Origin of the sequence: Streptomyces sp. NPDC013157 (assembly GCF_042899865.1) — a bacterium.
Taxonomy (GTDB): Bacteria; Actinomycetota; Actinomycetes; order Streptomycetales; family Streptomycetaceae; genus Streptomyces.
Window position 1 is genome coordinate 274,491 of sequence record NZ_JBIBAK010000009.1, and the last position, 23,998, is coordinate 298,488.

Below are 23,998 nucleotides of genomic sequence, written 5' to 3' on the forward strand. Positions count from 1 at the left end.
CCCGGCCCGAAGTCCTGCCCGACGGGCCGACGGTCACCGTGCCAGACCGACCGCGGCCGCGATGCCGAAGGCCAGCGTGCAGGACACGAACCAGGCGAAGGCCGCGCCCAACGGCTGCCGTCCGGGGGCGGCGTCACGCCGCCCCCGGCTCGCCCCGTCGGTCCACCGCCCCGGGAGGAGCGGCCGTGCCCGCCCCGGCCGAGGCCGTACCGCCGGCCGCCGAGACCGTGCCGCGAGTACGGCTTCGTACACCGCGCGTGCCAGACAGCCGATCCCCGTGGCCGTGCCGAACGCCTGAATGACCAACTCGCCGTTCATGACTCTCCCTTGCCTCACGCTCACTTGGCCGCACGGACGCGGCGGGCCCACCGGTCCAGGACGCGCTGCGCACCCCGGCCCGACGGGCCCGCCGTGCGGGTCCCGCCCGTTCGTGTCACTGACCGAGTGGTTTGTTCTGGTTGTTGCCGGTGCTCAAGGCCGGGACGGTGTTCTTGGCCGACGCGGACGCCTTCGAGGAGCCGGCGCTGTTCTGGAGGTCCTGGGTTCCGACCGGGGTCAGGTTCGCGGCGGCGGCCGTCTGCTTTGCCTGCAGGATCTTCTCCGAGGTCTTGATCAGGGAGTCCATCCCCGTGACGAAGTTGTCCCGGAACTTGTCCCTGGCGTCCGTCATGTCGACGCCCTTCTTGGTGACCTCGAAGGGCTTGTCGGCGTCGATGACATGAGCGAAGTCGATGAGCTTCGCGTCCACCACGGCTTTTCCGTCGTGCTTGTCCGTACCCGAGACCGTGAAAACGCTGGAGGCGACCAGACCGATGTCGGTCGTCTTCACCGCGTCCCTGATGCCTTTCATCTTGTCGACCATCTGCTGCCACACCGCGGGATCGTCCGAGAACTTGCTCAGGATCTTCTCGGAATTCATGCCGGTCAACGTACGACTCGAGTTGGCGTCATCCCCTGCCACCACACGCCAGTTACGGACGGCGGACCCGGTGGCGATGTCAAAGAATTTGAGCTTGATGGACTTGAGGATCGCTTCCGGGGCGTCCTTTCCCTGCTGCGCCGTGTTGTCCTTGTAGCTCGTCGTCTGAGAGCCGACCTTCATGTCCAGGATCTTCTTTTGCTGGACGTTCGCGATGTTCTCCATGTACACGTACTTCTTGTCGTCCAGAGCGGCCTTCTGGCCTTCGTTCAGATCGTCCTTCAGCGTGGTGCGCACCTGGTCGGCGGTGTATGTCTCGGGCACCACACCCCGCATCGCCGGGTAGTCCCCGTTCCGGACCCGTTGGTAGAACTCGTTCTCCGTGTTGTGGCCCCCGGCCGGCTTCTGCACGATCTGCCGGTCCGCACCGAGGAACTGCAGGTCGCCGTGGCCTCCCGCACTGTTGGCCTGCTTATTCCGCTGATCCTGTTCCTGTTCTTCATCGGTGCCGTAGCCCAGCTCGATGTGGATTTCCTCGTCCTCGTTCTCCACCATGCGTACGCTCCTTTGTGGGATACCTCAGCAGTCCACAACGTGTCTGGCAGGCTCCGGAGTTCAACGCAACCGAATCCTCTTGAACCCTCGGCCGGCCTTTGTCGTAGTGCGGGGTGAAACGGCCACACCACAAGGGACCGGAGTACCTCGAATGCCCTCGACACAGGAACAGCAAGAACGTGAAGAGCACCGGCAACAGCAGCAGAAGCCGGTTTTCATCCTCTATCTGACGGGCGCCGAACACGACGAGGCCCTGCACGGACTGATGCAGTGGGTACGCCATCTCCTGCTGCCGGTCTACGGCCGGGAGGTCACCTCCACGGCCCCCTGGTGCACGAGTTGGTGGCTCCACCGCGAGGCCGTGGCCCAGTTGTACGGCCTGTGGCTGTCCTGGCAGGAACTGACCGGTGCCGCCGCCGGGTTGACCGGTCCCGCCGTTTGGCACCGCGACCACCTCGCCCACGTCATGACCGCACTCCGCGACCCGTCCGGCCCCTTCGCGGGCTGCAAGGCGAACGGCCACCGGGAGAAGGAGCCCCCGGCGATGGCGCCCTACGTGGAGTGAGCCGCCGTCACAGCGTCCGGGAGGTCGTCACCGACGCGATCTGCGACGGCGGTCGCACGGCGGCCTCCTCCCTGCCCCTGGTCGGGCCCCGGCCCAGCGACTCCGTGTTGACACCGCGCAACGCCGCCGCCTCGGCGACCGACGACGGCCCCGGGGGGTAAGCGACCGTGTTCAGCGCCGGCCGGACCTCCTTCCAGGTGTCGGCGTCGTGCAGCAGGGCGTAGCCGAGTTCGTGCGCCACCGCCTGCTCCCGCGGGTTCGGACCCAGGTGCCCGGCGAGCACGTCGGCCAGCCTCAGGTCCCGGTACTCGCCCCGCAGCCCCACCCGGTCCGGCACGGTGAGGCCCTCCAACTCCTCCCGGGTGAACCCGCGCTCCTCCATCAGCCAGCGGCTGACCGCCTCCCGGTCCACGGCCCCGCCCGCCGCATGAGCCCGCACCTCCGCCCGCAGCCGTTCCGGCTCCTCGTAGAGGGGGACCAGGAGGTCCCTGACCCCGTCCGGGAGGGGCGTGTCGTCGTTCCGGAGGACGATGCCGGAGGCGGAGGCGGGGGTTGGGGTGGACCGCGCGGGGACCTGCGACGGGTACGACGGGTACGGCGCGTACGGCGCCGGCGGCCCCTGTGACGCCTGCGGTGTCCCCACTTGCTGCGGTGTCTGCGCCGCCCGCCCCAGCAGCTCCCCCAGTGCCCGCACCACCTTGTAGTAGCGCAGGTCCTCCTCCCCGCCCAACGCGTCGAGCAGGTTCTTCCGCCAGCCCTCCGCCGCGCCCTGTCCCCGCCCGGCGGCCTCCGGTGCGAAGTCGACGACGCCGACGCGCCCTTCCTGCCGGAGGTCCACGAGGAGGTTCGCGTGCCGGGGTGCGACCCCGGCGACCCCCGCCTCCCGGACCGTCCCCTCCTCCTTCAACTCGCCGAGTACCGCCCAGGCCTCCTTGACCTGTTCCTCGGGCGCGTCGAGATTGCCGATCACCGCGGCGTCGAGGCGCCCGTCGAACCTCGCCGCGACCTCCTGGAGCCTGGCCTTGAGGTCGGCCCGGCTTTCGTCCGCCCGTACGTCGAACCGGTAGAGGACCTCGATCCCCTCCCGGTCCACCCCACTGTCCCGGACCGCCTCGGCCAGTTCGTCGGTCGTACGGCCGTAGCCCTCCGCCGCGTCGAACCGGCGGTAGCCGAGATCCACGGCATCCCGCACGTCCTGCGTGCTCCGCCCTTCCAGCCCGAACACGAGCCACGACCTGTGCGCCATCCGAGCCCCCGCCTCCCCTCTCCACTGCCTACCGGTGTCCCCGGCGCTCACTCCTGCACCGACACAACGGCGGACGCGCGGGACCCGGTTCACGTCCCGCTTGAACCGCGCGCCCGGGCCGGGCCGTTGACGTCACCACGACCCGAGACCACACGGTGAGACACCAGCAGGGAGTGCTCCCATGAACGGCACAGTCTCCAACTTCCACTACGGCGCCGTGACACCGATCACGGCCTATCTGATGGCCTGCCTGGGCTCGGCGCTCGGTCTGCGCTGCACCACACGGTCGCTGCGCCGCGCCCGGCCGGGCCACAGGGCGGGCTGGCTGCTGCTGGGCGCGGTGTCGCTCGGCTGCGGCATCTGGACCATGCACTTCATCGCCATGATCGGCTTCGGCGTCGCGGAGACCCCTGTGGACTACGACCCGAAGCGGACGATGCTCAGCCTCGCGATCGCGATCGTCGTGGTCGCCCTGGGCGTCTTCCTCGTCGGCTACCGGGGCGCCGCACCCGCGAACCTGGCCGCGGCGGGCGTCTTCACCGGACTCGGCGTGGCCGCCATGCACTACGTCGGCATGGCCGCCCTGGAGATGCACGGGACCGTGCGCTACCGGACGGCGGAGGTGGTGCTGTCCGTGGTGATCTCGGTGGTCGCCGCCACCGCGGCCCTGTGGGCGGCGGTCTCGGTGCGTGGGGCCTGGCCGGCCTTCGGGGCGAGCCTGGTCATGGCGATGGCCGTGACCGGCATGCACTACACGGGCATGGCCGCCGTCACGGTCCGGCTGCACGAGGTCTCGCCGGGCGCCCCGTCGTCCGTGGGACTGCTGTCGTTCCTGCTGGTGATGCTGGCCGGACCGCTGGTGGCCCTGCTGGTGGCCGGCGTGATCGTGATGTTCGACCCGGACGTGGTCCTGGGCGACGGCCCGTGGAACACACCGGGCACGGGCCCCGGCCCGATACCGGGTGCGAGGAGCGGTGGGCTGCTCGCGCCGCGGCCGCCGGACGGCATCGCGCCCCGGGCTCTGAGGTGACCAGCTCATCCGGAATGTCACTCACACACCCGCCGTTACGATCGTGCGTGAATCGCCTCATGGGATTTTTCCGGGGACTCGGCGGCAGGGTGTGGGCGTACGTCCGCAGCGCCCCCGGTACGTACATCTGGCTGGCGATTCTCTTCGTGACCACCGTCGCCCTGCACCACATGTCGCCGCAGTTCGAGCAGCAGTTCCTGCGGCAGCGGTCCACCAACATCCGGGAGCTGTCGGACAACCCGGTGCGGGTGCTGGTCGCCAGCGCGATGTGGATCGACGGCGGACACTGGCTGCCGTACGCCTTCCTCTACACCGTGTTCCACGCGCCGGCGGAACGCTGGCTGGGCACGGTGCGCTGGCTGGTGGTGTGCGTGGCCGCGCACGTCCTCGCCACCCTGATCAGCGAGGGCGCGCTGCTGAAGGGGATCCACGACGGCATCGCCCCGCACTCCGCGGTCAACACCCTGGACATCGGGGTGAGTTACGCGCTGGCCGGGGTGATCGCGGTGCTCGCGTACCGGATCGCGACGCCGTGGCGGTACCCGTACGTCGTGGCCGTGCTGCTGGTCTACGGGCTGCCGCTGACCGAGTCGCCCACCTTCACCGACCTGGGACATCTCGTCGCCGCGCTGATCGGTCTCGGCTGCCGGCCGCTGACCGGAGGGCGCGGAAAAGCATGGAATCCGAAGGAGACACTGGCCGCCCTCAAGGGTTAGCGTCCAGGTCATGAGCACATCGGCAAGCGGTGTCGTCAACGGCGGCATCTCCTTCTGGTACGCGGACGACGGCCTCCCGGCGGTACGGGAGCCGCTCGCCGGTGACGCCTCCGCGGACGTGGTGATCGTGGGCGGCGGCTACACCGGCCTGTGGACCGCGTACTACCTGAAGAAGGCCGCCCCCTTCCTGCGGGTCACCCTGCTGGAGCAGAAGTTCTGCGGCTACGGCGCCTCCGGCCGCAACGGCGGCTGGCTCTACAACGGCGTCGCCGGCCGCGACCGGTACGCCGCGCTGCACGGCCACGAGGCCGCCGTACGCCTGCAGAAGGCCATGAACGAGACCGTCGACGAGGTCGTGGCGGTCACCGCGGCCGAGGGCATCGACGCCGACCTGCACAAGGGCGGGGTGCTGGAGGTCGCCACCACCCCGGCCCAGCTGGCCCGCCTGAAGGCCTTCCACGAGCACGAGCTGTCGTACGGCGAGAAGGACCGCGAGCTGTACGGCGCCGGGGAGACCCGGGAGCGGATCCGCGTCGCCGACGCGGTGGGCGGCACCTGGACCCCGCACGGCGCCCGGCTGCACCCGGTGAAGCTGGTGAAGGGGCTGGTGGCGGCCGTGGCAGCACTCGGCGTCGTCATCCACGAGTCCACGCCGGTGACCGAGATCCGCCCCCAGCACGCCGTCACCCCCTACGGCACGGTCCGCGCCCCCTACATCCTGCGCTGCACCGAGGGCTTCACCGCGAACCTCAAGGGCCAGAAGCGCACCTGGCTGCCGATGAACTCCTCGATGATCGCCACCGAGCCGCTGACGGCGGAGCAGTGGGCGTCGGTGGGCTGGGAGGGCCGGGAGACCCTCGGGGACATGGCGCACGCGTACATGTACGCGCAACGCACGGCCGACGGGCGGATCGCACTCGGCGGGCGCGGGGTGCCGTACCGGTTCGGGTCGCGGACGGACAACGACGGCCGCACCCAGGCCGCGACCGTCGAGGCGCTGCGCGAGATCCTGGTGCGGTTCTTCCCGTCCCTGGCGGGTGTCGGGGTCGAGCACGCCTGGTCCGGGGTGCTCGGGGTGCCGCGGGACTGGTGCGCGACCGTCACCCTGGACCGGTCGACGGGGCTCGGCTGGGCGGGCGGCTACGTCGGCTCCGGCGTCGCCACCACCAACCTGGCCGCCCGTACCCTCCGCGACCTCGTCCAGCTCGACTCCGGCCAGGCCGGCCGCACCGACCTGACCGAGCTGCCGTGGGTGAACCACAAGGTCCGCAAGTGGGAGCCGGAGCCCTTCCGCTGGCTCGGCGTCCAGGGCATGTACGCCACCTACCGCGCCGCCGACCAGCGCGAACGACTCCGCCCGAGCACCGGCTCCTCCCGGCTGGCCCGGGTGGCGGACCGGGTGGCCGGGCGGCACTGAGGCCCCCTCCCGCGCGGGCGCCCCCGGAAACCCGCCGAGGCCGTCCGTCGGACGGGCCCGCGGCCTGCGCCGCGACGACCTCCCCGAGCACACGCTTTATTCATCCATGCCGCTTCTCAATGTCATGACGAGCGACTGTTGGACTTGTGAATCATCGATTCCTAGGCTCGCTCAGGCAGGCCTTCGGTGAGCGAAGCCCCCGCGCGAGACGACCGCGCGAGACGACTTCGTACGAGAAGGCTTGGGCCACCTGTCTTCTGTCTTCCACATCCGGAGGAGACGTTCGATGATGCAACGCACGATCGGCGGGCGGACGGTGTCGGCGATCGGGCTCGGCGGCATGCCGATGTCCATCGAGGGCCGGCCCGACGCCGGCAGATCGATCGCGACGATCCACGCCGCGCTCGACGCCGGTGTCACGCTCATCGACACGGCGGACGCGTATCACCGCGACGCCGGCGAGGTCGGACACAACGAGGAGCTCATCGCCCGGGCGCTGCGCGAGTACGGTCCGGGAGCGGGCGATGTGCTCGTCGCGACGAAGGGCGGTCACCTGCGGCCCGGTGACGGCAGCTGGACCGTGAACGGCGACCCGGCCCACCTCAAGCAGGCCGCCAAGGAGTCGGCCAGACGCCTGGGCGTCGAGGCGATCGGCCTCTACCAGTTCCACCGCCCCGACCCGCGCGTCCCGTACGCCGATTCCGTCGGTGCGATCCGTGACCTGCTGGACGAGGGCGTGATCCTCATGGCGGGCATCTCGAACGCGACCGTGCAGCAGATCGACGAGGCGAACGAGATCCTGGGCGGCCGACTCGCCTCGGTCCAGAACCAGTTCTCGCCCGGGTTCCGCTCAAGCCAGGGCGAGCTGGAACACTGCGCCGAACTCGGCATCGCGTTCCTGCCCTGGAGCCCGCTGGGCGGCATCGCCGGCGCGCCCGCGCTCTCGGCGCGGCACTCCGTCTTCCAGGAGGTCGCTGACGAGGTGGGCGTCAGCGTCTACCGGGTGACCCTGGCCTGGGAGCTCGCCCTCGCGCCCGTGGTGGTGCCGATCCCCGGGGCCTCTCGCCCCGAGAGCATCCGCGACTCGGCCGCCGCCACCGACGTCACGCTGACTCCCGAGCAGATCTCCCGCCTGTCGACGGCCTGAGACGCCCGATACCGGCACCACGCACCGCTTACGGACAAGGAACCCACCGTGAAGACCTTCAAGCTGCCCGGCACCGAGATGGTCGTCCCGAACATCGTGCTCGGCCTGATGCGCATCCAGGACAAGAGCGACGCGGAGGTACGAGAACTCCTTGCCGCCGCAATGGACGCCGGCATCACCTTCCTCGATCACGCCGACGTGTACGGCAGCGAACTGCACGGCTGTGAGCGCCGTTTCGCCGAGGCCATGCAGCTGACCGCCTCGCAGCGCGAGAAGCTGATCATCCAGTCGAAGGCGGGCATCGTCCGCGAAGGCCCGTACTTCGACTTCTCCTACGAACACATCGTCGAGTCGGTGGACGGCTCGCTCAAGGCTCTCGGCACCGACTACCTCGACATCCTGCTCCTGCACCGTCCCGACGCGCTGGTCGAACCCGAGGAAGTGGCGCGGGCGTTCGACGAACTCGCGACGGCGGGCAAGGTGAGGGCCTTCGGCGTCTCGAACCACACGCCCCGCCAGATCGACCTGCTGAAGCGCCACGTCACGCAGCCGCTGGTGGCCAACCAGCTCCAGCTGTCGATCACACACGCTCCGCTCGTCGCGCAGGGCGTCGCGGCCAACATGCAGGGCTTGGAGCAGTCGGTCAGCCGCGACGACGGGCTCCTGGACTACTGCCGTCTGCACGACATCACGGTGCAGGCCTGGTCGCCGTTCCAGGCCGGATTCTTCGACGGACCGTTCCTCGGCTCGGAGCGCCACGCAGGACTCAACGCCGTCATCGACCGCCTGGCGGCGAAGTACGGCGTGCCCGCGATCGCGATAGCGACCGCCTGGATCACCCGGCACCCCGCCCGGATGCAGGTCGTCATCGGTACCACCACACCGCAGCGCGTCACGGACGCCGCCCTCGGATCGGACGTCCCGCTGACCCGCGCCGAGTGGTACGAACTGTTCCGCGCCGCGAACTACATCGTTCCCTGACCACCTCACCCAGAACAGCCTGGTGCCGGAGCGCGTATGCGCGGTCACAGGCAGCGCCGCCAGTCGAAGCACTGGCGGCGCACCTGCTGGAGGAGCCCCCTGTCGGATTCGAACCGACGACCTTCGCTTTACAAGAGCGGCGCTCTGACCAGCTGAGCTAAGGAGGCGTGCGTGCACCGGGGGTGCGTGCCAGTGCAGTGTACCCAGGTCCCAGGCGGGGCCTGTCGAAAATTTCCGCGAAGTTCACAGGGCTCCAGGTACTGACATACGGGGTGAACGCCAGGTACCGTCCTGATCCAGTTCACTCGCGTGGCCTACCCGAGCGGACTACACCAACCACCTTCCTACAACGGATCGTCCGGCACGTTCCTGCCGGTAGAAGGGGGCCTCTGAGCCATGGCCACTGTCACGTTCGACAAGGCGACCCGGATCTACCCGGGCTCCACCAAGCCCGCCGTCGACGGCCTCGACATCGCGATCGAGGACGGCGAGTTCCTCGTCCTGGTCGGCCCGTCGGGTTGCGGCAAGTCCACCTCGCTGCGGATGCTCGCGGGCCTGGAGGACGTCAACGCCGGCGCCATCCGCATCGGCGACCGCGACGTCACGCACCTGCCGCCCAAGGACCGGGACATCGCCATGGTGTTCCAGAACTACGCGCTCTACCCGCACATGAGCGTCGCCGACAACATGGGCTTCGCGCTCAAGATCGCCGGCGTCAACAAGGCGGAGATCCGGCAGAAGGTCGAAGAGGCCGCGAAGATCCTCGACCTCACCGAGTACCTGGACCGCAAGCCGAAGGCGCTCTCCGGCGGTCAGCGCCAGCGTGTCGCGATGGGCCGCGCGATCGTCCGTGAACCGCAGGTCTTCCTCATGGACGAGCCGCTGTCCAACCTGGACGCCAAGCTCCGTGTCTCGACCCGTACGCAGATCGCGTCGCTGCAGCGCCGCCTCGGCATCACCACCGTCTACGTCACCCACGACCAGGTCGAGGCCATGACGATGGGCGACCGGGTCGCGGTCCTCAAGGACGGTCTGCTCCAGCAGGTCGACTCGCCGCGCAACATGTACGACCGCCCGGCCAACCTCTTCGTCGCCGGCTTCATCGGCTCCCCCGCCATGAACCTGGTCGAGGTCCCGATCACCGACGGCGGCGTGAAGTTCGGCAACAGCGTCGTCCCGGTCAACCGCGAGGCGCTCAAGGCCGCCAGCGACAAGGGCGACCGCACGGTCACCGTCGGCGTCCGCCCGGAGCACTTCGACGTCGTCGAGCACAACGGCGAGGCCGCCTCCGCGCTCTCCAAGGACACCGAGGACGCCCCGGCCGGTCTCGCGGTCTCCGTGAACGTCGTCGAGGAGCTCGGCGCCGACGGCTACGTCTACGGCAGCGCCAAGGTCGGCGACGACCTCAAGGACCTGGTCGTCCGCGTCAGCGGCCGCGCGGTCCCGGAGAAGGGCGCCACGCTGCACGTCGTGCCGCGGCCGGGCGAGACCCACGTGTTCTCGACCTCCACGGGTGAGCGGCTCTCCGACTGAGCGATCCGACTGGTCGATCAAGCAGAGAAACCTCCGACCTGGGTGAATTCACCCAGGTTGACGGAAAGGGCCCCGCGACCTGCTGCGGGGCCCTTTCCGTTGCCCCGTTTTACCCCGGCAAGCGGGTGGTTTTCGAGCAGTGTGCGTCAACCCCGTACCCGAAACACGGCACTTCTCCATCCCCCGAACCGGTGACTAAATGTCGCCAAATCATTACCGCACGCTACCCTCACACGCGTGAAGCACTCCACCACCCCACAGACACGACGCGGCCACCGGGGCGGCCCTGCCCGCCGGATCGGCCGCACTCTCGCCCTCGTCCTGCCCGTCGTCCTGGTGCTCTCCGGGACCCTCGCGGTCACCCGCGTCAACTGGACCGGGTCCCCGCGGAGCTCGGTGCTCACCGCGACCGACGTGACCGATGCGCACGTCTCCTCCAAGGCCGTCACCCAGGCCCCGCAGGACGCACTGCGCGAGCAGCTGATGACCGAGCTCCAGGACAAGAACCCGGGCCAGGTCCTCACCCACCTCCAGCAGGCGGTCAACGGCCACCCGTCACTGGCGAAGCACTGCACGTCCATCGCCCGTGCGCTGGGCCGGGCCGCGGTGCGGATGTACGGCGCCTCGCGCGCCCAGTCCTACGCCCGCCCGGTCTGCGACACGTCCTTCGCGTCGGGCGTGCTGGCCGCGCACAGCTGAGCGCAGGTGAACGCAGGTCGGTAAGCAGGTAACGGGTCCTTAAGGGACCTGCCTGCGACAGGAAGCCGCCCCCGGGGCGCGTCGTACAGTTCGGCCATGACCCATCCGAACGCCGCGTTGCGCCCCACTCAAGCCGTGGTCCTGGCCGGTGGCCAGGGCTCACGGCTTCGTCCGTACACCGACGACCGGCCCAAGCCCATGGTCGAGATCCCGGGCACGGGCACGCCGATCATCGGCCACCAGCTGACCTGGCTCGCCGAGGAGGGCGTCACCGACGTGGTGGTCTCCTGCGGCCATCTCGCCGAGGTACTGCAGAAGTGGCTGGCGACCGCCGACCTGCCGCTCTCCGTCACCACTGTGGTGGAGAACGAGCCGCTGGGCCGGGGCGGCGGCCTCAAGTACGCGGCCGCGCACCTGCCCCACGCCGACCGGCCCTGGTACGCCACGAACGGCGACATCTGGACGCGGTTCTCGCTGCGCGACATGGCCGACTTCCACACGGAGCGGGACGCGGTGGCGACGCTGGCGCTGGCGCGTCCGCGGATCCCCTGGGGCGCCGTGCAGACCGACGGCTTCGGCCACATCACGGACTTCATCGAGGCACCGCCGTCGACGTTCGAGATCAACGCGGGCGTCTACGTCTTCTCCCCCGAGTTCGCCGCGATGCTCCCCGAGCGCGGGGACCACGAGCGGACCACGTTCCCGCACCTGGCGCGGAGCCGGCAGCTGGCCGGGTTCCCGATTCCGCAGGGGGCGTACTGGCGGGCGATCGACACGGCGAAGGACCTGACGGAGGCGGCAAAGGAACTGGCCGCGCTGGGGCGGTAGGCCGAGGGGGTGGCGGCGGCCGGTTCGTCGGCTGCGGGCGAGTGGGGGCTTTCCGCGCAGTTCCCCGCGCCCCTTCGGAGGCGGCTCGGCAGCGCCCCGTAAGGGGCGCGGGGAACTGCGCGGCCAGCCACGACGGCGCCGCAGTCGGCAGACGGCACATCGCGCCCCTTCGGTACGCCGCAGCCCCGCGACTCTGAAGCGCGGGGCTGCGGCATAGTGAAGCGGCTGTCTAGCCGAGGAGGCCGCCCACCAGGCCGGGCTGGCCCGAGGAGGAGGCGCCGCCGGAGGTTCCCGTGCCGGTGCCGGTGCCGCCGCCGCTGGTGGATGTGCCGCCGGTCGCGGTGCCGCCCGACGACGGGCCCGCTGTCGTCGGCGCCGGGGCGGTGTGCTGGGGCGGGGCCTGACCCATGGTGCCCTGGGTCTCGCTGGGGGTCGTGGTGGTGGCGCCGCTCGTGGCGCGGTCGGCGCCCGGGGTGGTCACCGCCTGCGAAGGGCTCGCCGTGGCGCCCCCGGAGGGAGCCGTGGAGGCCGACGGAGCCTTCTGCCGGGACTTGGCCGACTCGCCGGGCAGCGGGGAGCCGGGGAGGTTGTTGCGCGGCGCCTCGCCGGGGCCGGGGACGACCACACGGCTGGAGTCGCGGACCGCGCCGCCCAGGAGCGAACCGACGAGGAGGGTGAGGCCGATGGTGATGCCCGTGATCAGGGCGCCACGGCGCAGCACGTACGCGCGCAGCTCCCAGATGTCGGAGCGGGGGCCGAGCCGTCGCCAGGCGCTGCCCGCGAGGCGGCCGTCCACGGAGTAGACGGGGGCGCCCGCGATGATCAGTGGGGACCAGGCGGCGAGGTAGATGATGTCGGGGGCGTCGTACGCGGGGACGGTCTTCCAGCTGACGGTGACGATGAGCGCGGCGGAGAGCAGCGCGCCGACGACCGCGGCGACCCGCTGCCAGCAGCCGAGGACGGTCAGGACGCCCACGATCACCTGGAAGAAGGCGATGACGAGGCCGGAGCCGACCGGATGCTGGAGGGCGAACTGGCGCAGCGGCTCGGCGACCTCCCAGGGGTGCAGCGTGTTGAGCCAGGTGACCATGGAGCCGCGCTTGCCGCCGTCGAAGTAGACGGGGTCGCAGAGCTTGCCCATGCCGGCGTAGATGGAGATGAAGCCGAGGAAGATGCGGAGCGGGAGGAGGACCACGCCCAGGTTCATCCGGCGGCCGGGGTAGTAGGCGTGCCGGGCCGGGTCGCCGTCGCCGTGCCGCCGGGCCGACCGCGACTCCTCGAAGTCCTCGAACTCGTCGTCGCCGTAGGCGGGTTCGCCGTAGGCCGCGTCGCCGTAGGACGGGTCGTCGTAGGCGCTGCCCACCGCGGGCATGTTCGGGAGCAGCCGGTTCTCGCCGGAGGCCGGGGAGCGCGGGTGACCGACCAGGGGCGTCTCGACGGTCTGGTCGAGGGCGTCGTGGCGGTCGTCGACGCGCGGGATGACCCGGGTCGCACCGGCCGGTCCGGCGGGCTCCTCCGCGTGCCGGACGCTGCCGCCCCGGACGGCCTGGAGCAGCCGGTGGGCGCCGGTGTCGTCGGGCGCGGACCTGCCGCTCCAGACGACCGGGCGGCGCCGGCCGGGTGCCGCCGCCGCTCTGCCCGCCGTGCCGACGACCGGGATGCGCGCGGTGTCCTCGGTGGCGCTCAAGTGCCGTGCGACCCGGGGGGATTGGGTACGCCGTGTCGATACGCCCAGCTGCACGCGGAAGCTCGCGTGGTTGACGATGACCTGCGCCGGATCGCTCGGCACCTTCACCATGCTCAGCGCGGGAGCGTCGTCGAGACCGGAATCGAATCCGGAGCGGAATCCCGACGAGCGGTCCCCCGTGGGCGTGCGGGGTGTTCTGGTGTCCACACTCATCTAACCGAGTGACGTGGAGTTAGGACACTGCTTTGACCGGCCGGATGTGTCCGGACCCCGTCAAGGATGTCCCGGACGCCGGAATTGACCCGCCCAGGTGAGGTTACGGATGTGTGTTCACCCGCGTCGGCGCGCCGCCTCGTACAGCACGATCCCCGCCGCCACACCCGCGTTGAGCGACTCGGCACCGCCCGGCATCGGGATCCGGACCCGGAAGTCGCAGGTCTCGCCGACCAGCCGGGACAGGCCCTTGCCCTCGCTGCCGACGACGATGACGACGGGCCCGCCGAGGGCCTCCAGGTCGCCGATCTCGTGCTCGCCGTCCGCGGCGAGGCCGACGACCACGATGCCGGCCTTCTTGTAAGACTCCAGCGCCCGGGTCAGGTTGGTGGCGCGGGCGACGGGCGTACGGGCCGCCGTACCGGCCGACGTCTTCCAGGCACCGGCGGTCATGCCGGCCGCGCGGCGCTCGGGGACGACCACGCCGTGGCCGCCGAAGGCGGAGACCGAACGGACGACGGCGCCCAGGTTGCGCGGGTCGGTGACCCCGTCCAGGGCGACGATCAGCGGGTCCTCGCCCTCGTCGTAGGCCGCCTCGGCCAGGTCCTCGGGGTGCGCGTACTCGTACGGCGGGACCTGGAGGACCAGACCCTGGTGGTTGAGGCCGTTGGTCATGCGGTCCAGCTCGGGGCGGGGGGCCTCCATGAGGTTGATGCCGCCGCGCTCGGCCGCGAGCTGGAGGGCCTCGCGGACCCGCTCGTCGTTGTCGATGAACTGCTGGACGTAGAGGGTGGAGGCCGGGACGCCCTCGCGCAGCGCCTCGACCACCGGGTTGCGGCCGACGACCATCTCGGACGTGCCCTTGCCGCCCCGGCCGCGCGCCACCGGACGGCGCTGGGCCTGCTTGGCCTTGGCCGTGGCGATGCGGTTCTTCTTGTGCCCCTTGCGCATCTCGGCGGGCGGGGTCGGCCCCTTGCCTTCCAGGCCCCGGCGCCGCTGGCCGCCACTGCCGATCTGCGCGCCCTTCTTGCCGGACATGCGGCGGTTGTTGGCTGCCATGAGTTACCCGTCTCCGTGAGCTTCGTTTCGTACGTACGTCTTATGCAGTGTGCCGCCCGGGGGGCCGGGCGGCACAGTCGATCTTCAGATCCAGGGGAGGTCAGGACTTGAGGGTCCAGCGCGGGCCGGACGGGCTGTCCTCGATCGCGAGTCCGGACTGGTTCAGCTGGTCGCGGATGGCGTCTGCGGTCGCCCAGTCCTTGCGGCCGCGGGCGGACTCGCGCTGGTCGAGGACGAGGCGTACCAGGGCGTCGACGACCCCGTGCAGGTCCTCGCCCTTGTCGGCCCCGCCGGACCAGTGCGCGGCCAGCGGGTCGAGGCCGAGGACGCCGAGCATGGCGCGGACCTCGGCGAGGCGGGCGACGGCGGCTTCCTTGTCGTCGGCGGCGAGGGCGGAGTTGCCCTGCCGGACGGTGGTGTGCACGACGGCGAGCGCCTGCGGGACGCCCAGGTCGTCGTCCATCGCCTCGGCGAACGCCGGCGGGACCTCGGGCGAGGGCTCGACGGCTCCCCCGGCCAGCTCCACCACGCGCTGCACGAACCCGTCGATCCGCGCGAACGCGGCCTCGGCCTCGCGCAGCGACTCCTCGCTGTACTCGATCATCGAGCGGTAGTGCGGGGTGCCGAGGTAGTAGCGCAGCACGATCGGGCGCCAGTGCTTGACCATCTCCGAGACGAGCACCGAGTTCCCGAGGGACTTCGACATCTTCTCGCCGCTCATGGTGACCCAGGCGTTGTGCACCCAGTACTGGGCGAAGTCGTCGCCGAACGCCTTGGCCTGGGCGATCTCGTTCTCGTGGTGCGGGAAGATCAGGTCGAGGCCGCCGCCGTGGATGTCGAAGGCCGCGCCGAGGTACTTGTGGGCCATCGCCGAGCACTCCAGGTGCCAGCCCGGCCGGCCGCGCCCCCACGGCGTCTCCCAGCTGGGCTCGCCCGGCTTCACGGCCTTCCACAGCGCGAAGTCCCGCTGGTCCCGCTTGCCGGTCTCGCCCTCGCCCTCGGGCTGGCGGAGGTTGTCCAGCTCCTGGTTGGAGAGCTGGAGGTAGTCCGGGTAGGAGCGCACGTCGAAGTAGACGTTGCCGTCGGCCTCGTAGGCGTGCCCGCGCTCGATCAGGCCGCGCATCATCTCGATCATCTCCGGTACGTGCCCGGTCGCCCGGGGCTCGTACGTCGGCGGGAGGCAGCCGAGCGCGGTGTAGCCGTCGTTGAACGCGCGCTCGTTCTCGTAGCCGATCGCCCACCAGGGGCGGCCCTGGTCGGCGGACTTGGCGATGATCTTGTCGTCGATGTCCGTGACGTTCCGGATGAACGTCACGTCGTAGCCCCGGTATTCGAACCAGCGGCGCATGATGTCGAAGTTCAGGCCGGAGCGGATGTGCCCGATGTGGGGCGCCGCCTGCACGGTGGCACCACAGAGGTAGATCGAGACACAGCCCGCGGTGAGCGGGGCGAAGTCACGGATCTGCCGGGCGTTGGTGTCGTACAGGCGAATAGTCACGGGACCTAGGGTAGTGGGCGGAGGGTAGTGGGTGGCACCGGTGCGTGAAGCGCCGTTGTCAGGTGCGGGTGCGCTGTGGCTTGTCGCGCAGTTCCCCGCGCCCCTGAAAGAATCCTGTCACGCCGTTTTCACGACCAACGCCGTTGCCACCGCCATAAGGCCTTCGCCCCTGCCCGGGAAACCCAGGCCGTCCGTGGTGGCCCCGGAAACCGACACAGGCGCCCCCGCCGCATCGGAAAGGATCTTCTCGGCCTCGTCCCGCCGCTTTCCGATCTTCGGGCGCGGGCCCACGACCTGTACGGCGACGTTCCCGATCAGGAAACCGGCGTCGCGGACGATGCGGGCCGCCTCCGTCAGCAGGGTCACCCCGGAGGCACCCGACCACTCGGGCCGCCCCGTGCCGAAGTGCTGCCCCAGGTCGCCCAGGCCCGCAGCGGAGAACAGCGCGTTGCACGCCGCGTGCGCGACCACGTCCGCATCCGAGTGGCCGGCCAGGCCCGGACCCTCGCCCTCCCACTTCAGGCCGGCGCACCACAGGTCGCGGCCCTCCTCGAAGGCGTGGATGTCGGTGCCGATGCCGACCCGGGGGAGGATCACCTCAGAAGCCATCGTTGAGCCTCCTGCGGGCCAGGACCGCCTCCGCGAGGACGAGGTCGAGGGGGCGGGTGACCTTGAAGGCCTCCTCGTGGCCGGGGACGACCACGACCCGTTCGCCGAGCTGCTCGACCATGCTCGCGTCGTCGGTGACGTTGTCGGTGACCGTCTCGTGGGCGCGGACCAGGGTCGCGCGGTCGAAGCCCTGGGGGGTCTGGACGGCGCGCAGGCGGGCCCGCTCGGGGGTGGCGAGCACCGGCTCCGGGTCGCCGGGGGCGGCCGCCGGCTCGACCTCCTTGACCGTGTCGGCGAGCGGGAGGGCGGGGACGACCGCGGGAGCGCCGTCACGGACCGCCTGGATCACGGCGTCGACCGTGTCGACGGGGACCAGGGGGCGGGCGGCATCGTGGACCAGGACGATGTCGTAGTCCGGGGACAGCGCGTCCAGGCCGAGCCTGACCGACTCCTGGCGGGACTCGCCGCCGGGGACGACGAGGAAGTCGGTGCGGTCGGGCAGCGCGTGGGCGTCGAGGAGGGACTTGACCTCGGGCGCGCCGTCGGGCGGGGCCACGACGACGACCAGGGAGACGGCGCGGGAGGCGGCGAGGGCGCGTACGGCGTGGATGAGCATGGGCGTGCCGTTCAGCGCGCGTAGCGCCTTGGGGGCGCCCGGACCGAGCCGTACGCCTCGGCCGGCGGCGGGAATCACGGCTGCCGTGCGCAGTGCGGTACGCGGTTCCGTACGCGAAGGACGCGAATCGTCAGACATCGGTTCCTGTCAGGTTTGTGTGCGGGCCTGGCGTGGGTATGGCCTGGGAAGTGCCGGGCGCGACGCCTTGACCGGACCCTTCCGTGACACTGGTCGAGCCAGCAGCCCGGGCCCGGCACGCCTAGTATCGGGGGTTCCCCGAGGGCGGACGCAAACATGCCGCAGCGCCCGGCGACAGGGAGAGTGTCATCGGGCACCGCGGCATTTCGGGTGTGCGGAGCTTCAGCGTGCTGAGCCGGACTGCGCCTGCGTCAGGACGCGAGGACCTCGTCGAGCAGGGCCTCGGCCTTGTCCTCGTTCGTGTTCTCCGCGAGGGCGAGCTCGCTCACCAGGATCTGGCGGGCCTTGGCGAGCATGCGCTTCTCACCGGCGGAGAGTCCGCGCTCGCGCTCACGACGCCACAGGTCACGCACCACTTCCGCGACCTTGATGACATCGCCGGAGGCGAGCTTCTCCAGGTTTGCCTTGTAACGACGGGACCAGTTCGTGGGCTCCTCGGCGTACGGTGCGCGCAGCACCTCGAAGACCCGGTCCAGCCCGTCCTGACCGACCACATCACGCACGCCGACGAACTCCGCATTGTCCGCTGGCACACGTACCGTCAGGTCACCCTGGGCGACCTTCAGCACCAAGTAGGTCTTGTCCACGCCTTTGATCTGGCGAGTTTCGATGGCCTCGATCAGCGCGGCCCCGTGATGGGGATAGACCACGGTGTCGCCAACCTTGAACGTCATGTGACAGGTACCCCTTCCGTGGCTATCCAGGGTAACACGGAAACCGGCGGTTCTGAATGGCGTTTTCGCAGGTCAGGGCATATCTCGGGGCTTGACAACAGCAACAGGAACGTGCTTCGCGGGCCGCCCGGAAGCAGGTATTCGCAGGTGGGAGCGGCTCTCCGGGCGAGGGGAAACGCCCACGTTACACACGTCCGGACGCCCACCCGAGTGACGGAACATCCCCATATGTCCACTTCCAAGCGTACGACTTCCGCTACTCCGTTCGGTTGCCGACGCCGGATCCCGGACGTTTCCGGAATTGATCACGGGTCCGGCCGAACGCCCGACTGAACGGTACGTGAAGCCGCACCTGAAGCAGTGCGTGATCAATTTTCCCGGCGGTCGCGCATTCCTTCACGGAAATTTTGCGCGTGGTGTTGCGGACGGGTTATGTGAATGCCGGACGGGCGTCGCTCCAAAGTGGCCGAAGGGGCACTTGCGGATGCCCGTGCGTACCCCCCGCGTGCGGCAAGCGAGGGGCTTGGGGAGGGTCGGGTGCGGCCGCGCGGGAACGGCTCGGTAACCTAAGGCCGCTGACAGACACTTAGGGCGGCTTTATAGGGGGCCGCCCGTGCGTTCAAGGAGTTGCCGCCGCCGTGAGCAGCAGCCTTCGACGCGGCGCCCTCGCCGCCTCCGCCATCGCCTTCTCCGTCGCCGCGCTCTCCGCCTGCGGCGCGGGCAACAACTCCCAGACGCTGGAGATCAAGCCGGACAACGCGGCGACGAGTGTCGGCGACATCAAGGTCCAGAACGCGACCGTGATCACCCAGCCCGACCTCACGTCGACCGGCCCGGCCGTGGTCTCCGCGACCATCTTCAACACCGGCACCGAGCCGGAGACGCTGCAGTCGATCGTCGTCGCCGGCACCGGCAAGACCGCCGAGCTGCACGCCACCAAGACGCAGCCGCTGACGATCCCCGGCGGTGGCCGGCTGATCCTGGGCGGCAAGGACAACGCCTCCGCGGTGCTGGGCAGCAGCCGCGAGGCGGTCCAGGACGGCAACGCCCAGAAGATCACCTTCACCTTCAGCAAGGCGGGTGACGTGAGCCTGCGCGCCTTCGTCGTGCCGGCCGAGAGCTACTTCACGGGCTGGGGCCCGAGCGCGGTGCCGTCCGCCTCGGCCTCCGCGTCCGCCTCGTCGTCGACCTCCGCCTCCGGCTCCCCGGCCGCGGGTTCGACGGCGAGCGAGAGCGCCAAGGCGGGCAAGAAGAACAAGGAGTCCGCGAGCGCCACCCCGTCCGACTCGGCCTCGGAGTCGACGAACGCGGGCTGAGCGGCCACCCCGAAACCGACGGGAGGGCGGCACCCCGAGGGGTGCCGCCCTTCGCTGCCGAGGAGAACACTCCGTGGTCGGGTGCGCCCCGTAGGGGCGCGGGGAACTGCGCGGCCCGCCCCCACCGGCCCGCGGATCCGTCTCTTCGGATGGGACGGGTGGTAGGCGACGGGCCCGGCCGAACACCATCCTCGACGCACCCCTCGCACCGCTGCGCGGGCTTCGGCGTGCCGCGTCGGACTCCGTCCGCCGACTCGCCGCAAGGCCGGTCTCTACGGCTCGAACTTGTAGCCCAGACCCCGCACCGTCACCAGGTACCGAGGCGCACCCGGGTCCGGCTCGATCTTGGCGCGCAGGCGCTTCACGTGGACGTCGAGGGTCTTGGTGTCGCCGACGTAGTCGGCGCCCCAGACGCGGTCGATGAGCTGCATGCGGGTCAGGACGCGGCCGGCGTTGCGCAGGAGCATCTCCAGGAGGTCGAACTCCTTGAGGGGGAGGTCGACCTTGGAGCCGGAGACCGTCACGACGTGGCGGTCGACGTCCATGCGGACCGGGCCCGCTTCGAGGGCGGCCGGCGTCACCTCCTCCGGCTCGCCCCGGCGGCGCAGGACGGCCCGGATACGGGCGACCAGCTCGCGGGAGGAGAAGGGCTTGGTCACGTAGTCGTCGGCTCCTATTTCGAGCCCGACAACCTTGTCGATCTCGCTGTCCTTGGCCGTCACCATGATGACGGGGACGTTGGAGCGGCCGCGCAGCTGGCGGCAGACCTCGGTGCCCGGCAGGCCGGGCAGCATCAGGTCGAGGAGGACGAGGTCGGCGCCGTTGCGCTCGAACTCGTCGAGTCCGTCGGGGCCCGTGGCCGCCACGGCGACCTCGAAGCCCTCCTTGCGGAGCATGTACGACAGGGCGTCGGAGAAGGACTCCTCGTCCTCGACGACGAGCACTCGGGTCACGGAAGGACCTCCGGGGCGGGAAGCGGTTCGTACGGGGATGACTCGGTGGTACCGGCCTCGTCTTCGAGGTCGGGGTCGGGGTGCTGCGATGCGCGATCGCGGGCCACGCCCGCCTCCGGCAGCCTGAGGGTGAAAGTGGAGCCCTGGCCTTCGGCGCTCCACACCGTGACCTCCCCGCCGTGCGAGGCGACCACGTGCTTGACGATGGCGAGGCCGAGGCCGGTGCCACCGGTGGCCCGCGAGCGGGCCGGGTCGACGCGGTAGAAGCGCTCGAAGATGCGCTCCTTGTCCTTGTCGGTGATGCCGATGCCCTGGTCGGTCACGGCAAGCTCGATCATGTCGCCGCCGGTCGCACCGACCCGGCGGGCGGCTATCCCGACCCGGGTGCGGGCCGGGGAGTAGTTCACGGCGTTCTCGACCAGGTTGCCGAGGGCGGCGGCGAGCTGGCCGCGGTTGCCCCAGACATGCAGGTCGGCGGTGCCGCCGGCGGCCATGGTGATCTGCTTGGTGCCGGCCTGGTGCCGGCACCGGTCGATCGCCTCGGCGACCAGCTCGTCGACCCGGACGGGCTCGGCGTCCTCCAGCGGGTCGTCGTTCTGCACTCTCGACAGATCGATGAGCTCCTGGACCAGGTTGGTCAGGCGCGTGGCCTCGATCTGCATGCGACCGGCGAAGCGCTGCACGGCCTCCGGATCGTCCGAGGCGTCCATGACGGCCTCGGACAGCAGGGAGAGCGCGCCGACCGGGGTCTTCAGCTCGTGGCTGACATTCGCCACGAAGTCCCGTCGTACCGCCTCGATGCGGCGGGCCTCGGTGAGGTCCTCCACGAGGAGCAGTACGAGCCGGGAGCCGAGGGGCGCCACCCGCGCGGAGACGGCCAGGGCCTCGCCCCGTCCGGTCCCCCGCCTCGGGAGGTCCAGCTCGACCTGCCGTATCTCGCCGTCCCGCCGGGTGTCGCGGGCCATTCCGAGCATCGGCTCGATGGCGAGTTTGCCACCGCGCACGAGTCCGAGGGCGTACGCCGCCGAGCTCGCCTTGACCACGGTGTCGGCCTCGTCGAGGACGACCGCGGAGGAGCGCAGCACGCTCAGTACGGTGTCCACGCCCGGGGGCAGTACGGGGTCGGTGTGCAGAGAGGTCCTGGTCGGTCGCTTCTGGTCGCGTTCGCTCCAGCGGAACGCCAGCATGGCGATGACACCGGTGAGCACCCCGGCGATCGCTGCCGCTGCGGCGACCGCCGCGTTCACGTCCATGCAAACAGGTTAAGCAGGGGGTACGACATCCCCACAGTCCGCGAGGTGTCAGCTCGAACACTCGTCGCCCAGAGTTCACCTTGGAGCCAGTATTGGTTCATTTGGGGTGGCAGAAACGGACGCGTAGGGACCGGAACGTGGGAGCGTGGGGTTCGCAGCTGGTTTCGGCCACGGGCCCCGGCCCCCGGAACCCCTGGACCACGCATACGAGAGGGAACCCTGATGCGGGACGCGTACCACGAGGAACTCGATTCGATCGGCGACAGCCTGGTCGACATGGCCCGACTGGTCGGATCGGCGATCGGACGCGCCACGACGGCGATCCTCGACGGCGACCTCAAGCTCGCCGAGAGCGTCATCGAGGCCGACCAGAAGGTGGACGAGCTCCACCACGACCTGGAGGCGCGCGCGATAGCCCTGCTCGCCCGCCAGCAGCCGGTGGCGACCGATCTGCGGATCGTCGTCACCTCGCTCCGCATGTCCGCCGACCTGGAGCGCTCCGGGGACCTCGCCCAGCACGTGGCGAAGCTGGCCCGGCTGCGCTACCCGGCCAACGCCATCCCGCACGACCTGCACGCCACCATCCTGGAGATGGGCCAGCTCGCGCAGCGCCTGATGGCCAAGGCCGCCGAGGTGATCATCACCAAGGACGTCGACCTGGCCCTCCAGCTGGAGCAGGACGACGACGAGATGGACCTGCTGCACCGCACGATCTTCCAGCACCTGCTGGACGACCGCTGGCAGCACGGCATCGAGACCGCCGTCGACGTGACCCTCCTCGGCCGCTACTACGAGCGGTACGCCGACCACGCCGTCGCCGTCGCCAAGCGCGTCGTCTTCCTGGTCACCGGCGAGCACGCGGACGAGCTGCAGCCCGACATCCAGCCGGTGACGGGCGCCGAGGGGGCGTAACCGCTCGGGTGGGCGGGGCTCGCGAGGTGCGCGGCGGGCGCGAGGCACCCCCATGCGCCGCCGTGCGCTGTTGATGCGCCCAGTGAAACGGGCATGGAATGGGCAAAGGCACCACGCCCTGCCTCCAGGGCACCTAGGGACCTCTAGGAGGGATCCATGGCCGAATCCCCCAGCACCACGCCCGACCCCACCCAGCAGCACGAGACCGACCAGCCCGCCGAGATCAAGAACCTGCTGGTCATCGGCGCCTGCGGGTGCGGCTCGGGCTGCGGCTGCGGCTGCCAGTCGGGCAGCCCCTGCCAGTGCGGCTGAGCGGACACGTCCGCGCACGTCAGCTACGGCGAAGGGCCCCGGACTCAGGTCCGGGGCCCTTCGTACACCCTGAGGACGACCTCCGTGGTGGCTCGGATCAGGTCGTGGTCCAAGGGCTCCGTCTGCAGGTCCACTTCGACGATCTCGGTGCCGCTGTCGACCACCTCGTCCAGCCGCGCCACCACCGCCACCCCCGGGGCCACGATCTGGGGCACGTGCCCGCACAGCCCGACGGACTTCGGGTCCGGGCCGACGTCCCCCACGCCGAACCGGCCGTCGTCGAGCCGGTCGAGGCCCGATGCCACGATGCGATGGGCGCGCAGACAGGCCTTCATCGCCGTGCGGGTGCTACGGAAGGCGATGGCCAGTTCGGGATCGCTGCCGGTGGCCCCGCGGTCGGGGACGTAGTGCACGTCCCGCGCACCCTTCGGCAACGGCAGTCCGGTCACGTCGATCATCTGCTGCAACGGCACGTCGCTGCCCTCACAGGCCCGCGCGTCCCCGAAGGGGTACCCGTGCTGCCCGAAGGCGAGCCAGCCGCCGGTGCCGAGCGCGACGAGGAGAACCGTGCCCATGATCCACCGAACCCGATGCCGCCCCACGCCCCGAACGGTAGCGCGCGGGCCCGCTGCGACGGGCGCAGCATGAGAAGGAGCGAGACAGGAGGTGGCAGCCATGCCCCAGTTCATGGATGTCCATCATGGAATGACGGGTCTCACCGCCGACCAGCTCAAGGAGGCCCACGAGGCCGACCTCGCCATCGAGAAGGACGAGGGCGTCCACTTCGAACGGACCTGGGCGGACCCGGACTCCGGCAACGTCTACTGCCTCTCCGAGGCACCCTCGGCCGAGGCGGTCAAGCGCGTCCACGAACGCGCGGGCCATCCGGCGGACGAGGTCCACCAGGTGCCGTTGTCGATCTGACGACGGGGGGGCGACCGGGTACGCCTCGATGGCGTCGAGAGACCCCGCGCGGCTCGTCGGCCCATCGGCCCCCACCCCCCACTCCACGTTCACCTGGCCGGACCACCCACGGGCCGCCACCCACCACCACGGCGCCGC

The 23,998-nt window shown here is 70.5% G+C and carries 25 protein-coding genes and 1 tRNA gene; 13 read left to right on the forward strand and 13 right to left on the reverse strand.

Annotated elements, in window-relative coordinates; all coding sequences use genetic code 11:
* Positions 1-33 precede the first annotated feature (33 nt).
* Complete coding sequence (locus ACFY6U_RS26820) at positions 34-318, reverse strand: hypothetical protein (protein ID WP_390042192.1); 285 nt, start codon at positions 316-318, stop codon at positions 34-36.
* A 115-nt stretch (positions 319-433) separates the two neighbouring features.
* Complete coding sequence (locus ACFY6U_RS26825) at positions 434-1,474, reverse strand: inositol polyphosphate kinase family protein (RefSeq protein ID WP_390042194.1); 1,041 nt, start codon at positions 1,472-1,474, stop codon at positions 434-436.
* Positions 1,475-1,625: 151 nt separating this feature from the next.
* Between ACFY6U_RS26825 and ACFY6U_RS26830 the strand changes: the two genes are divergently transcribed.
* The gene (locus ACFY6U_RS26830) at positions 1,626-2,039 is read left to right on the forward strand and encodes a DUF4913 domain-containing protein (protein WP_390042195.1); all 414 of its coding nucleotides are present in this window, start codon (positions 1,626-1,628) and stop codon (positions 2,037-2,039) included.
* Between the two features lie 7 nt (positions 2,040-2,046).
* On the opposite strand, the gene ACFY6U_RS26835 is transcribed toward ACFY6U_RS26830, so the two are convergent.
* Entirely contained in the window at positions 2,047-3,285 is a 1,239-nt protein-coding gene (locus ACFY6U_RS26835) for an aldo/keto reductase (RefSeq protein ID WP_390042197.1), read from the reverse strand.
* Between the two features lie 181 nt (positions 3,286-3,466).
* On the opposite strand from ACFY6U_RS26835, the gene ACFY6U_RS26840 reads away from it, so the two are divergent.
* The 5 genes from ACFY6U_RS26840 (at position 3,467) to ACFY6U_RS26860 (ending at position 8,576) form a co-directional block, all read left to right on the forward strand.
* Entirely contained in the window at positions 3,467-4,315 is an 849-nt protein-coding gene (locus ACFY6U_RS26840) for an MHYT domain-containing protein (protein WP_390042198.1), read from the forward strand.
* 59 nt (positions 4,316-4,374) lie between these two features.
* Positions 4,375-5,031: a rhomboid-like protein gene (locus ACFY6U_RS26845; protein WP_390042200.1), complete on the forward strand. Its 657-nt coding sequence runs from the start codon at positions 4,375-4,377 to the stop codon at positions 5,029-5,031.
* 10 nt (positions 5,032-5,041) lie between these two features.
* The gene (locus ACFY6U_RS26850) at positions 5,042-6,448 is read left to right on the forward strand and encodes an NAD(P)/FAD-dependent oxidoreductase (protein ID WP_390042202.1); all 1,407 of its coding nucleotides are present in this window, start codon (positions 5,042-5,044) and stop codon (positions 6,446-6,448) included.
* 286 nt (positions 6,449-6,734) lie between these two features.
* Positions 6,735-7,595: an aldo/keto reductase gene (locus ACFY6U_RS26855; protein WP_390042204.1), complete on the forward strand. Its 861-nt coding sequence runs from the start codon at positions 6,735-6,737 to the stop codon at positions 7,593-7,595.
* A 48-nt stretch (positions 7,596-7,643) separates the two neighbouring features.
* Complete coding sequence (locus tag ACFY6U_RS26860) at positions 7,644-8,576, forward strand: aldo/keto reductase family oxidoreductase (protein ID WP_390042206.1); 933 nt, start codon at positions 7,644-7,646, stop codon at positions 8,574-8,576.
* 93 nt (positions 8,577-8,669) lie between these two features.
* Here the strand turns inward: ACFY6U_RS26860 and ACFY6U_RS26865 are convergent.
* Positions 8,670-8,743, reverse strand: a tRNA-Thr gene (locus tag ACFY6U_RS26865).
* 229 nt (positions 8,744-8,972) lie between these two features.
* Between ACFY6U_RS26865 and ACFY6U_RS26870 the strand changes: the two genes are divergently transcribed.
* The 3 genes from ACFY6U_RS26870 to ACFY6U_RS26880 all read left to right on the forward strand — a co-directional run bounded on the left by ACFY6U_RS26870 (position 8,973) and on the right by ACFY6U_RS26880 (position 11,636).
* Complete coding sequence (locus ACFY6U_RS26870) at positions 8,973-10,109, forward strand: ABC transporter ATP-binding protein (RefSeq protein ID WP_390042208.1); 1,137 nt, start codon at positions 8,973-8,975, stop codon at positions 10,107-10,109.
* Between the two features lie 237 nt (positions 10,110-10,346).
* A complete protein-coding gene (locus tag ACFY6U_RS26875) occupies positions 10,347-10,808 on the forward strand; it encodes a hypothetical protein (RefSeq protein ID WP_352360789.1) in 462 nt (153 codons plus the stop codon).
* 96 nt (positions 10,809-10,904) lie between these two features.
* The gene (locus tag ACFY6U_RS26880) at positions 10,905-11,636 is read left to right on the forward strand and encodes a nucleotidyltransferase family protein (RefSeq protein WP_351484376.1); all 732 of its coding nucleotides are present in this window, start codon (positions 10,905-10,907) and stop codon (positions 11,634-11,636) included.
* Positions 11,637-11,865: 229 nt separating this feature from the next.
* Here the strand turns inward: ACFY6U_RS26880 and ACFY6U_RS26885 are convergent, their stop codons facing one another.
* From ACFY6U_RS26885 to ACFY6U_RS26910, 6 genes are all read right to left on the reverse strand, one after another.
* The gene (locus ACFY6U_RS26885) at positions 11,866-13,536 is read right to left on the reverse strand and encodes a DoxX family membrane protein (RefSeq protein ID WP_390042210.1); all 1,671 of its coding nucleotides are present in this window, start codon (positions 13,534-13,536) and stop codon (positions 11,866-11,868) included.
* A 117-nt stretch (positions 13,537-13,653) separates the two neighbouring features.
* The gene (rlmB, locus tag ACFY6U_RS26890) at positions 13,654-14,595 is read right to left on the reverse strand and encodes a 23S rRNA (guanosine(2251)-2'-O)-methyltransferase RlmB (protein WP_390042212.1); all 942 of its coding nucleotides are present in this window, start codon (positions 14,593-14,595) and stop codon (positions 13,654-13,656) included.
* Positions 14,596-14,695: 100 nt separating this feature from the next.
* Positions 14,696-16,093, reverse strand: a complete 1,398-nt coding sequence (gene cysS / locus ACFY6U_RS26895; protein ID WP_390042214.1) for a cysteine--tRNA ligase — start codon at positions 16,091-16,093, stop codon at positions 14,696-14,698.
* Between the two features lie 117 nt (positions 16,094-16,210).
* Complete coding sequence (ispF, locus tag ACFY6U_RS26900) at positions 16,211-16,702, reverse strand: 2-C-methyl-D-erythritol 2,4-cyclodiphosphate synthase (protein WP_351484383.1); 492 nt, start codon at positions 16,700-16,702, stop codon at positions 16,211-16,213.
* Positions 16,692-17,456, reverse strand: coding sequence for a 2-C-methyl-D-erythritol 4-phosphate cytidylyltransferase (gene ispD / locus ACFY6U_RS26905; protein ID WP_390042216.1), 765 nt, complete (start codon positions 17,454-17,456; stop codon positions 16,692-16,694). Before ispD ends, ispF begins: the two co-directional genes overlap by 11 nt.
* A gap of 251 nt (positions 17,457-17,707) precedes the next feature.
* Positions 17,708-18,190, reverse strand: a complete 483-nt coding sequence (locus tag ACFY6U_RS26910; RefSeq protein WP_003953493.1) for a CarD family transcriptional regulator — start codon at positions 18,188-18,190, stop codon at positions 17,708-17,710.
* Between the two features lie 638 nt (positions 18,191-18,828).
* Between ACFY6U_RS26910 and ACFY6U_RS26915 the strand changes: the two genes are divergently transcribed.
* Entirely contained in the window at positions 18,829-19,506 is a 678-nt protein-coding gene (locus ACFY6U_RS26915; RefSeq protein WP_390042218.1) for a DUF461 domain-containing protein, read from the forward strand.
* Positions 19,507-19,778: 272 nt separating this feature from the next.
* On the opposite strand, the gene ACFY6U_RS26920 is transcribed toward ACFY6U_RS26915, so the two are convergent.
* Entirely contained in the window at positions 19,779-20,459 is a 681-nt protein-coding gene (locus tag ACFY6U_RS26920; protein WP_010358452.1) for a response regulator transcription factor, read from the reverse strand.
* Positions 20,456-21,712 carry a sensor histidine kinase gene (locus tag ACFY6U_RS26925; protein ID WP_390042220.1) on the reverse strand — a complete coding sequence of 419 codons (1,257 nt, stop codon included), beginning with the start codon at positions 21,710-21,712 and terminating at the stop codon, positions 20,456-20,458. The genes ACFY6U_RS26920 and ACFY6U_RS26925 overlap by 4 nt, the downstream gene beginning before the upstream one ends.
* A gap of 222 nt (positions 21,713-21,934) precedes the next feature.
* On the opposite strand from ACFY6U_RS26925, the gene phoU reads away from it, so the two are divergent.
* Together phoU and ACFY6U_RS26935 are read left to right on the forward strand one after the other, a co-directional pair.
* The gene (phoU, locus tag ACFY6U_RS26930) at positions 21,935-22,624 is read left to right on the forward strand and encodes a phosphate signaling complex protein PhoU (RefSeq protein WP_390042222.1); all 690 of its coding nucleotides are present in this window, start codon (positions 21,935-21,937) and stop codon (positions 22,622-22,624) included.
* Between the two features lie 156 nt (positions 22,625-22,780).
* Complete coding sequence (locus ACFY6U_RS26935) at positions 22,781-22,936, forward strand: hypothetical protein (RefSeq protein WP_177233040.1); 156 nt, start codon at positions 22,781-22,783, stop codon at positions 22,934-22,936.
* Between the two features lie 44 nt (positions 22,937-22,980).
* Here ACFY6U_RS26935 and ACFY6U_RS26940 read toward each other — a convergent pair whose 3' ends face one another.
* A complete protein-coding gene (locus ACFY6U_RS26940) occupies positions 22,981-23,511 on the reverse strand; it encodes a hypothetical protein (protein WP_390042224.1) in 531 nt (176 codons plus the stop codon).
* 100 nt (positions 23,512-23,611) lie between these two features.
* Here ACFY6U_RS26940 and ACFY6U_RS26945 point away from each other — a divergent pair, with 100 nt between their 5' ends.
* A complete protein-coding gene (locus ACFY6U_RS26945; RefSeq protein WP_390042441.1) occupies positions 23,612-23,860 on the forward strand; it encodes an SCO4226 family nickel-binding protein in 249 nt (82 codons plus the stop codon).
* Positions 23,861-23,998: the final 138 nt, after the last annotated feature.

Coding starts and splice junctions, on each gene's coding strand:
- ACFY6U_RS26820 (WP_390042192.1), bottom strand. CDS start 318: ATGAACGGCGAGTTGGTCATTCAGGCGTTCGGCACGGCCACGGGGATC.
- ACFY6U_RS26825 (WP_390042194.1), bottom strand. CDS start 1,474: ATGGTGGAGAACGAGGACGAGGAAATCCACATCGAGCTGGGCTACGGC.
- ACFY6U_RS26830 (WP_390042195.1), top strand. CDS start 1,626: ATGCCCTCGACACAGGAACAGCAAGAACGTGAAGAGCACCGGCAACAG.
- ACFY6U_RS26835 (WP_390042197.1), bottom strand. CDS start 3,285: ATGGCGCACAGGTCGTGGCTCGTGTTCGGGCTGGAAGGGCGGAGCACG.
- ACFY6U_RS26840 (WP_390042198.1), top strand. CDS start 3,467: ATGAACGGCACAGTCTCCAACTTCCACTACGGCGCCGTGACACCGATC.
- ACFY6U_RS26845 (WP_390042200.1), top strand. CDS start 4,375: ATGGGATTTTTCCGGGGACTCGGCGGCAGGGTGTGGGCGTACGTCCGC.
- ACFY6U_RS26850 (WP_390042202.1), top strand. CDS start 5,042: ATGAGCACATCGGCAAGCGGTGTCGTCAACGGCGGCATCTCCTTCTGG.
- ACFY6U_RS26855 (WP_390042204.1), top strand. CDS start 6,735: ATGATGCAACGCACGATCGGCGGGCGGACGGTGTCGGCGATCGGGCTC.
- ACFY6U_RS26870 (WP_390042208.1), top strand. CDS start 8,973: ATGGCCACTGTCACGTTCGACAAGGCGACCCGGATCTACCCGGGCTCC.
- ACFY6U_RS26880 (WP_351484376.1), top strand. CDS start 10,905: ATGACCCATCCGAACGCCGCGTTGCGCCCCACTCAAGCCGTGGTCCTG.
- ACFY6U_RS26885 (WP_390042210.1), bottom strand. CDS start 13,536: ATGAGTGTGGACACCAGAACACCCCGCACGCCCACGGGGGACCGCTCG.
- rlmB (WP_390042212.1), bottom strand. CDS start 14,595: ATGGCAGCCAACAACCGCCGCATGTCCGGCAAGAAGGGCGCGCAGATC.
- ispF (WP_351484383.1), bottom strand. CDS start 16,702: ATGGCTTCTGAGGTGATCCTCCCCCGGGTCGGCATCGGCACCGACATC.
- ispD (WP_390042216.1), bottom strand. CDS start 17,456: ATGTCTGACGATTCGCGTCCTTCGCGTACGGAACCGCGTACCGCACTG.
- ACFY6U_RS26910 (WP_003953493.1), bottom strand. CDS start 18,190: ATGACGTTCAAGGTTGGCGACACCGTGGTCTATCCCCATCACGGGGCC.
- ACFY6U_RS26925 (WP_390042220.1), bottom strand. CDS start 21,712: ATGGACGTGAACGCGGCGGTCGCCGCAGCGGCAGCGATCGCCGGGGTG.
- phoU (WP_390042222.1), top strand. CDS start 21,935: ATGCGGGACGCGTACCACGAGGAACTCGATTCGATCGGCGACAGCCTG.
- ACFY6U_RS26935 (WP_177233040.1), top strand. CDS start 22,781: ATGGCCGAATCCCCCAGCACCACGCCCGACCCCACCCAGCAGCACGAG.
- ACFY6U_RS26940 (WP_390042224.1), bottom strand. CDS start 23,511: ATGGGCACGGTTCTCCTCGTCGCGCTCGGCACCGGCGGCTGGCTCGCC.
- ACFY6U_RS26945 (WP_390042441.1), top strand. CDS start 23,612: ATGCCCCAGTTCATGGATGTCCATCATGGAATGACGGGTCTCACCGCC.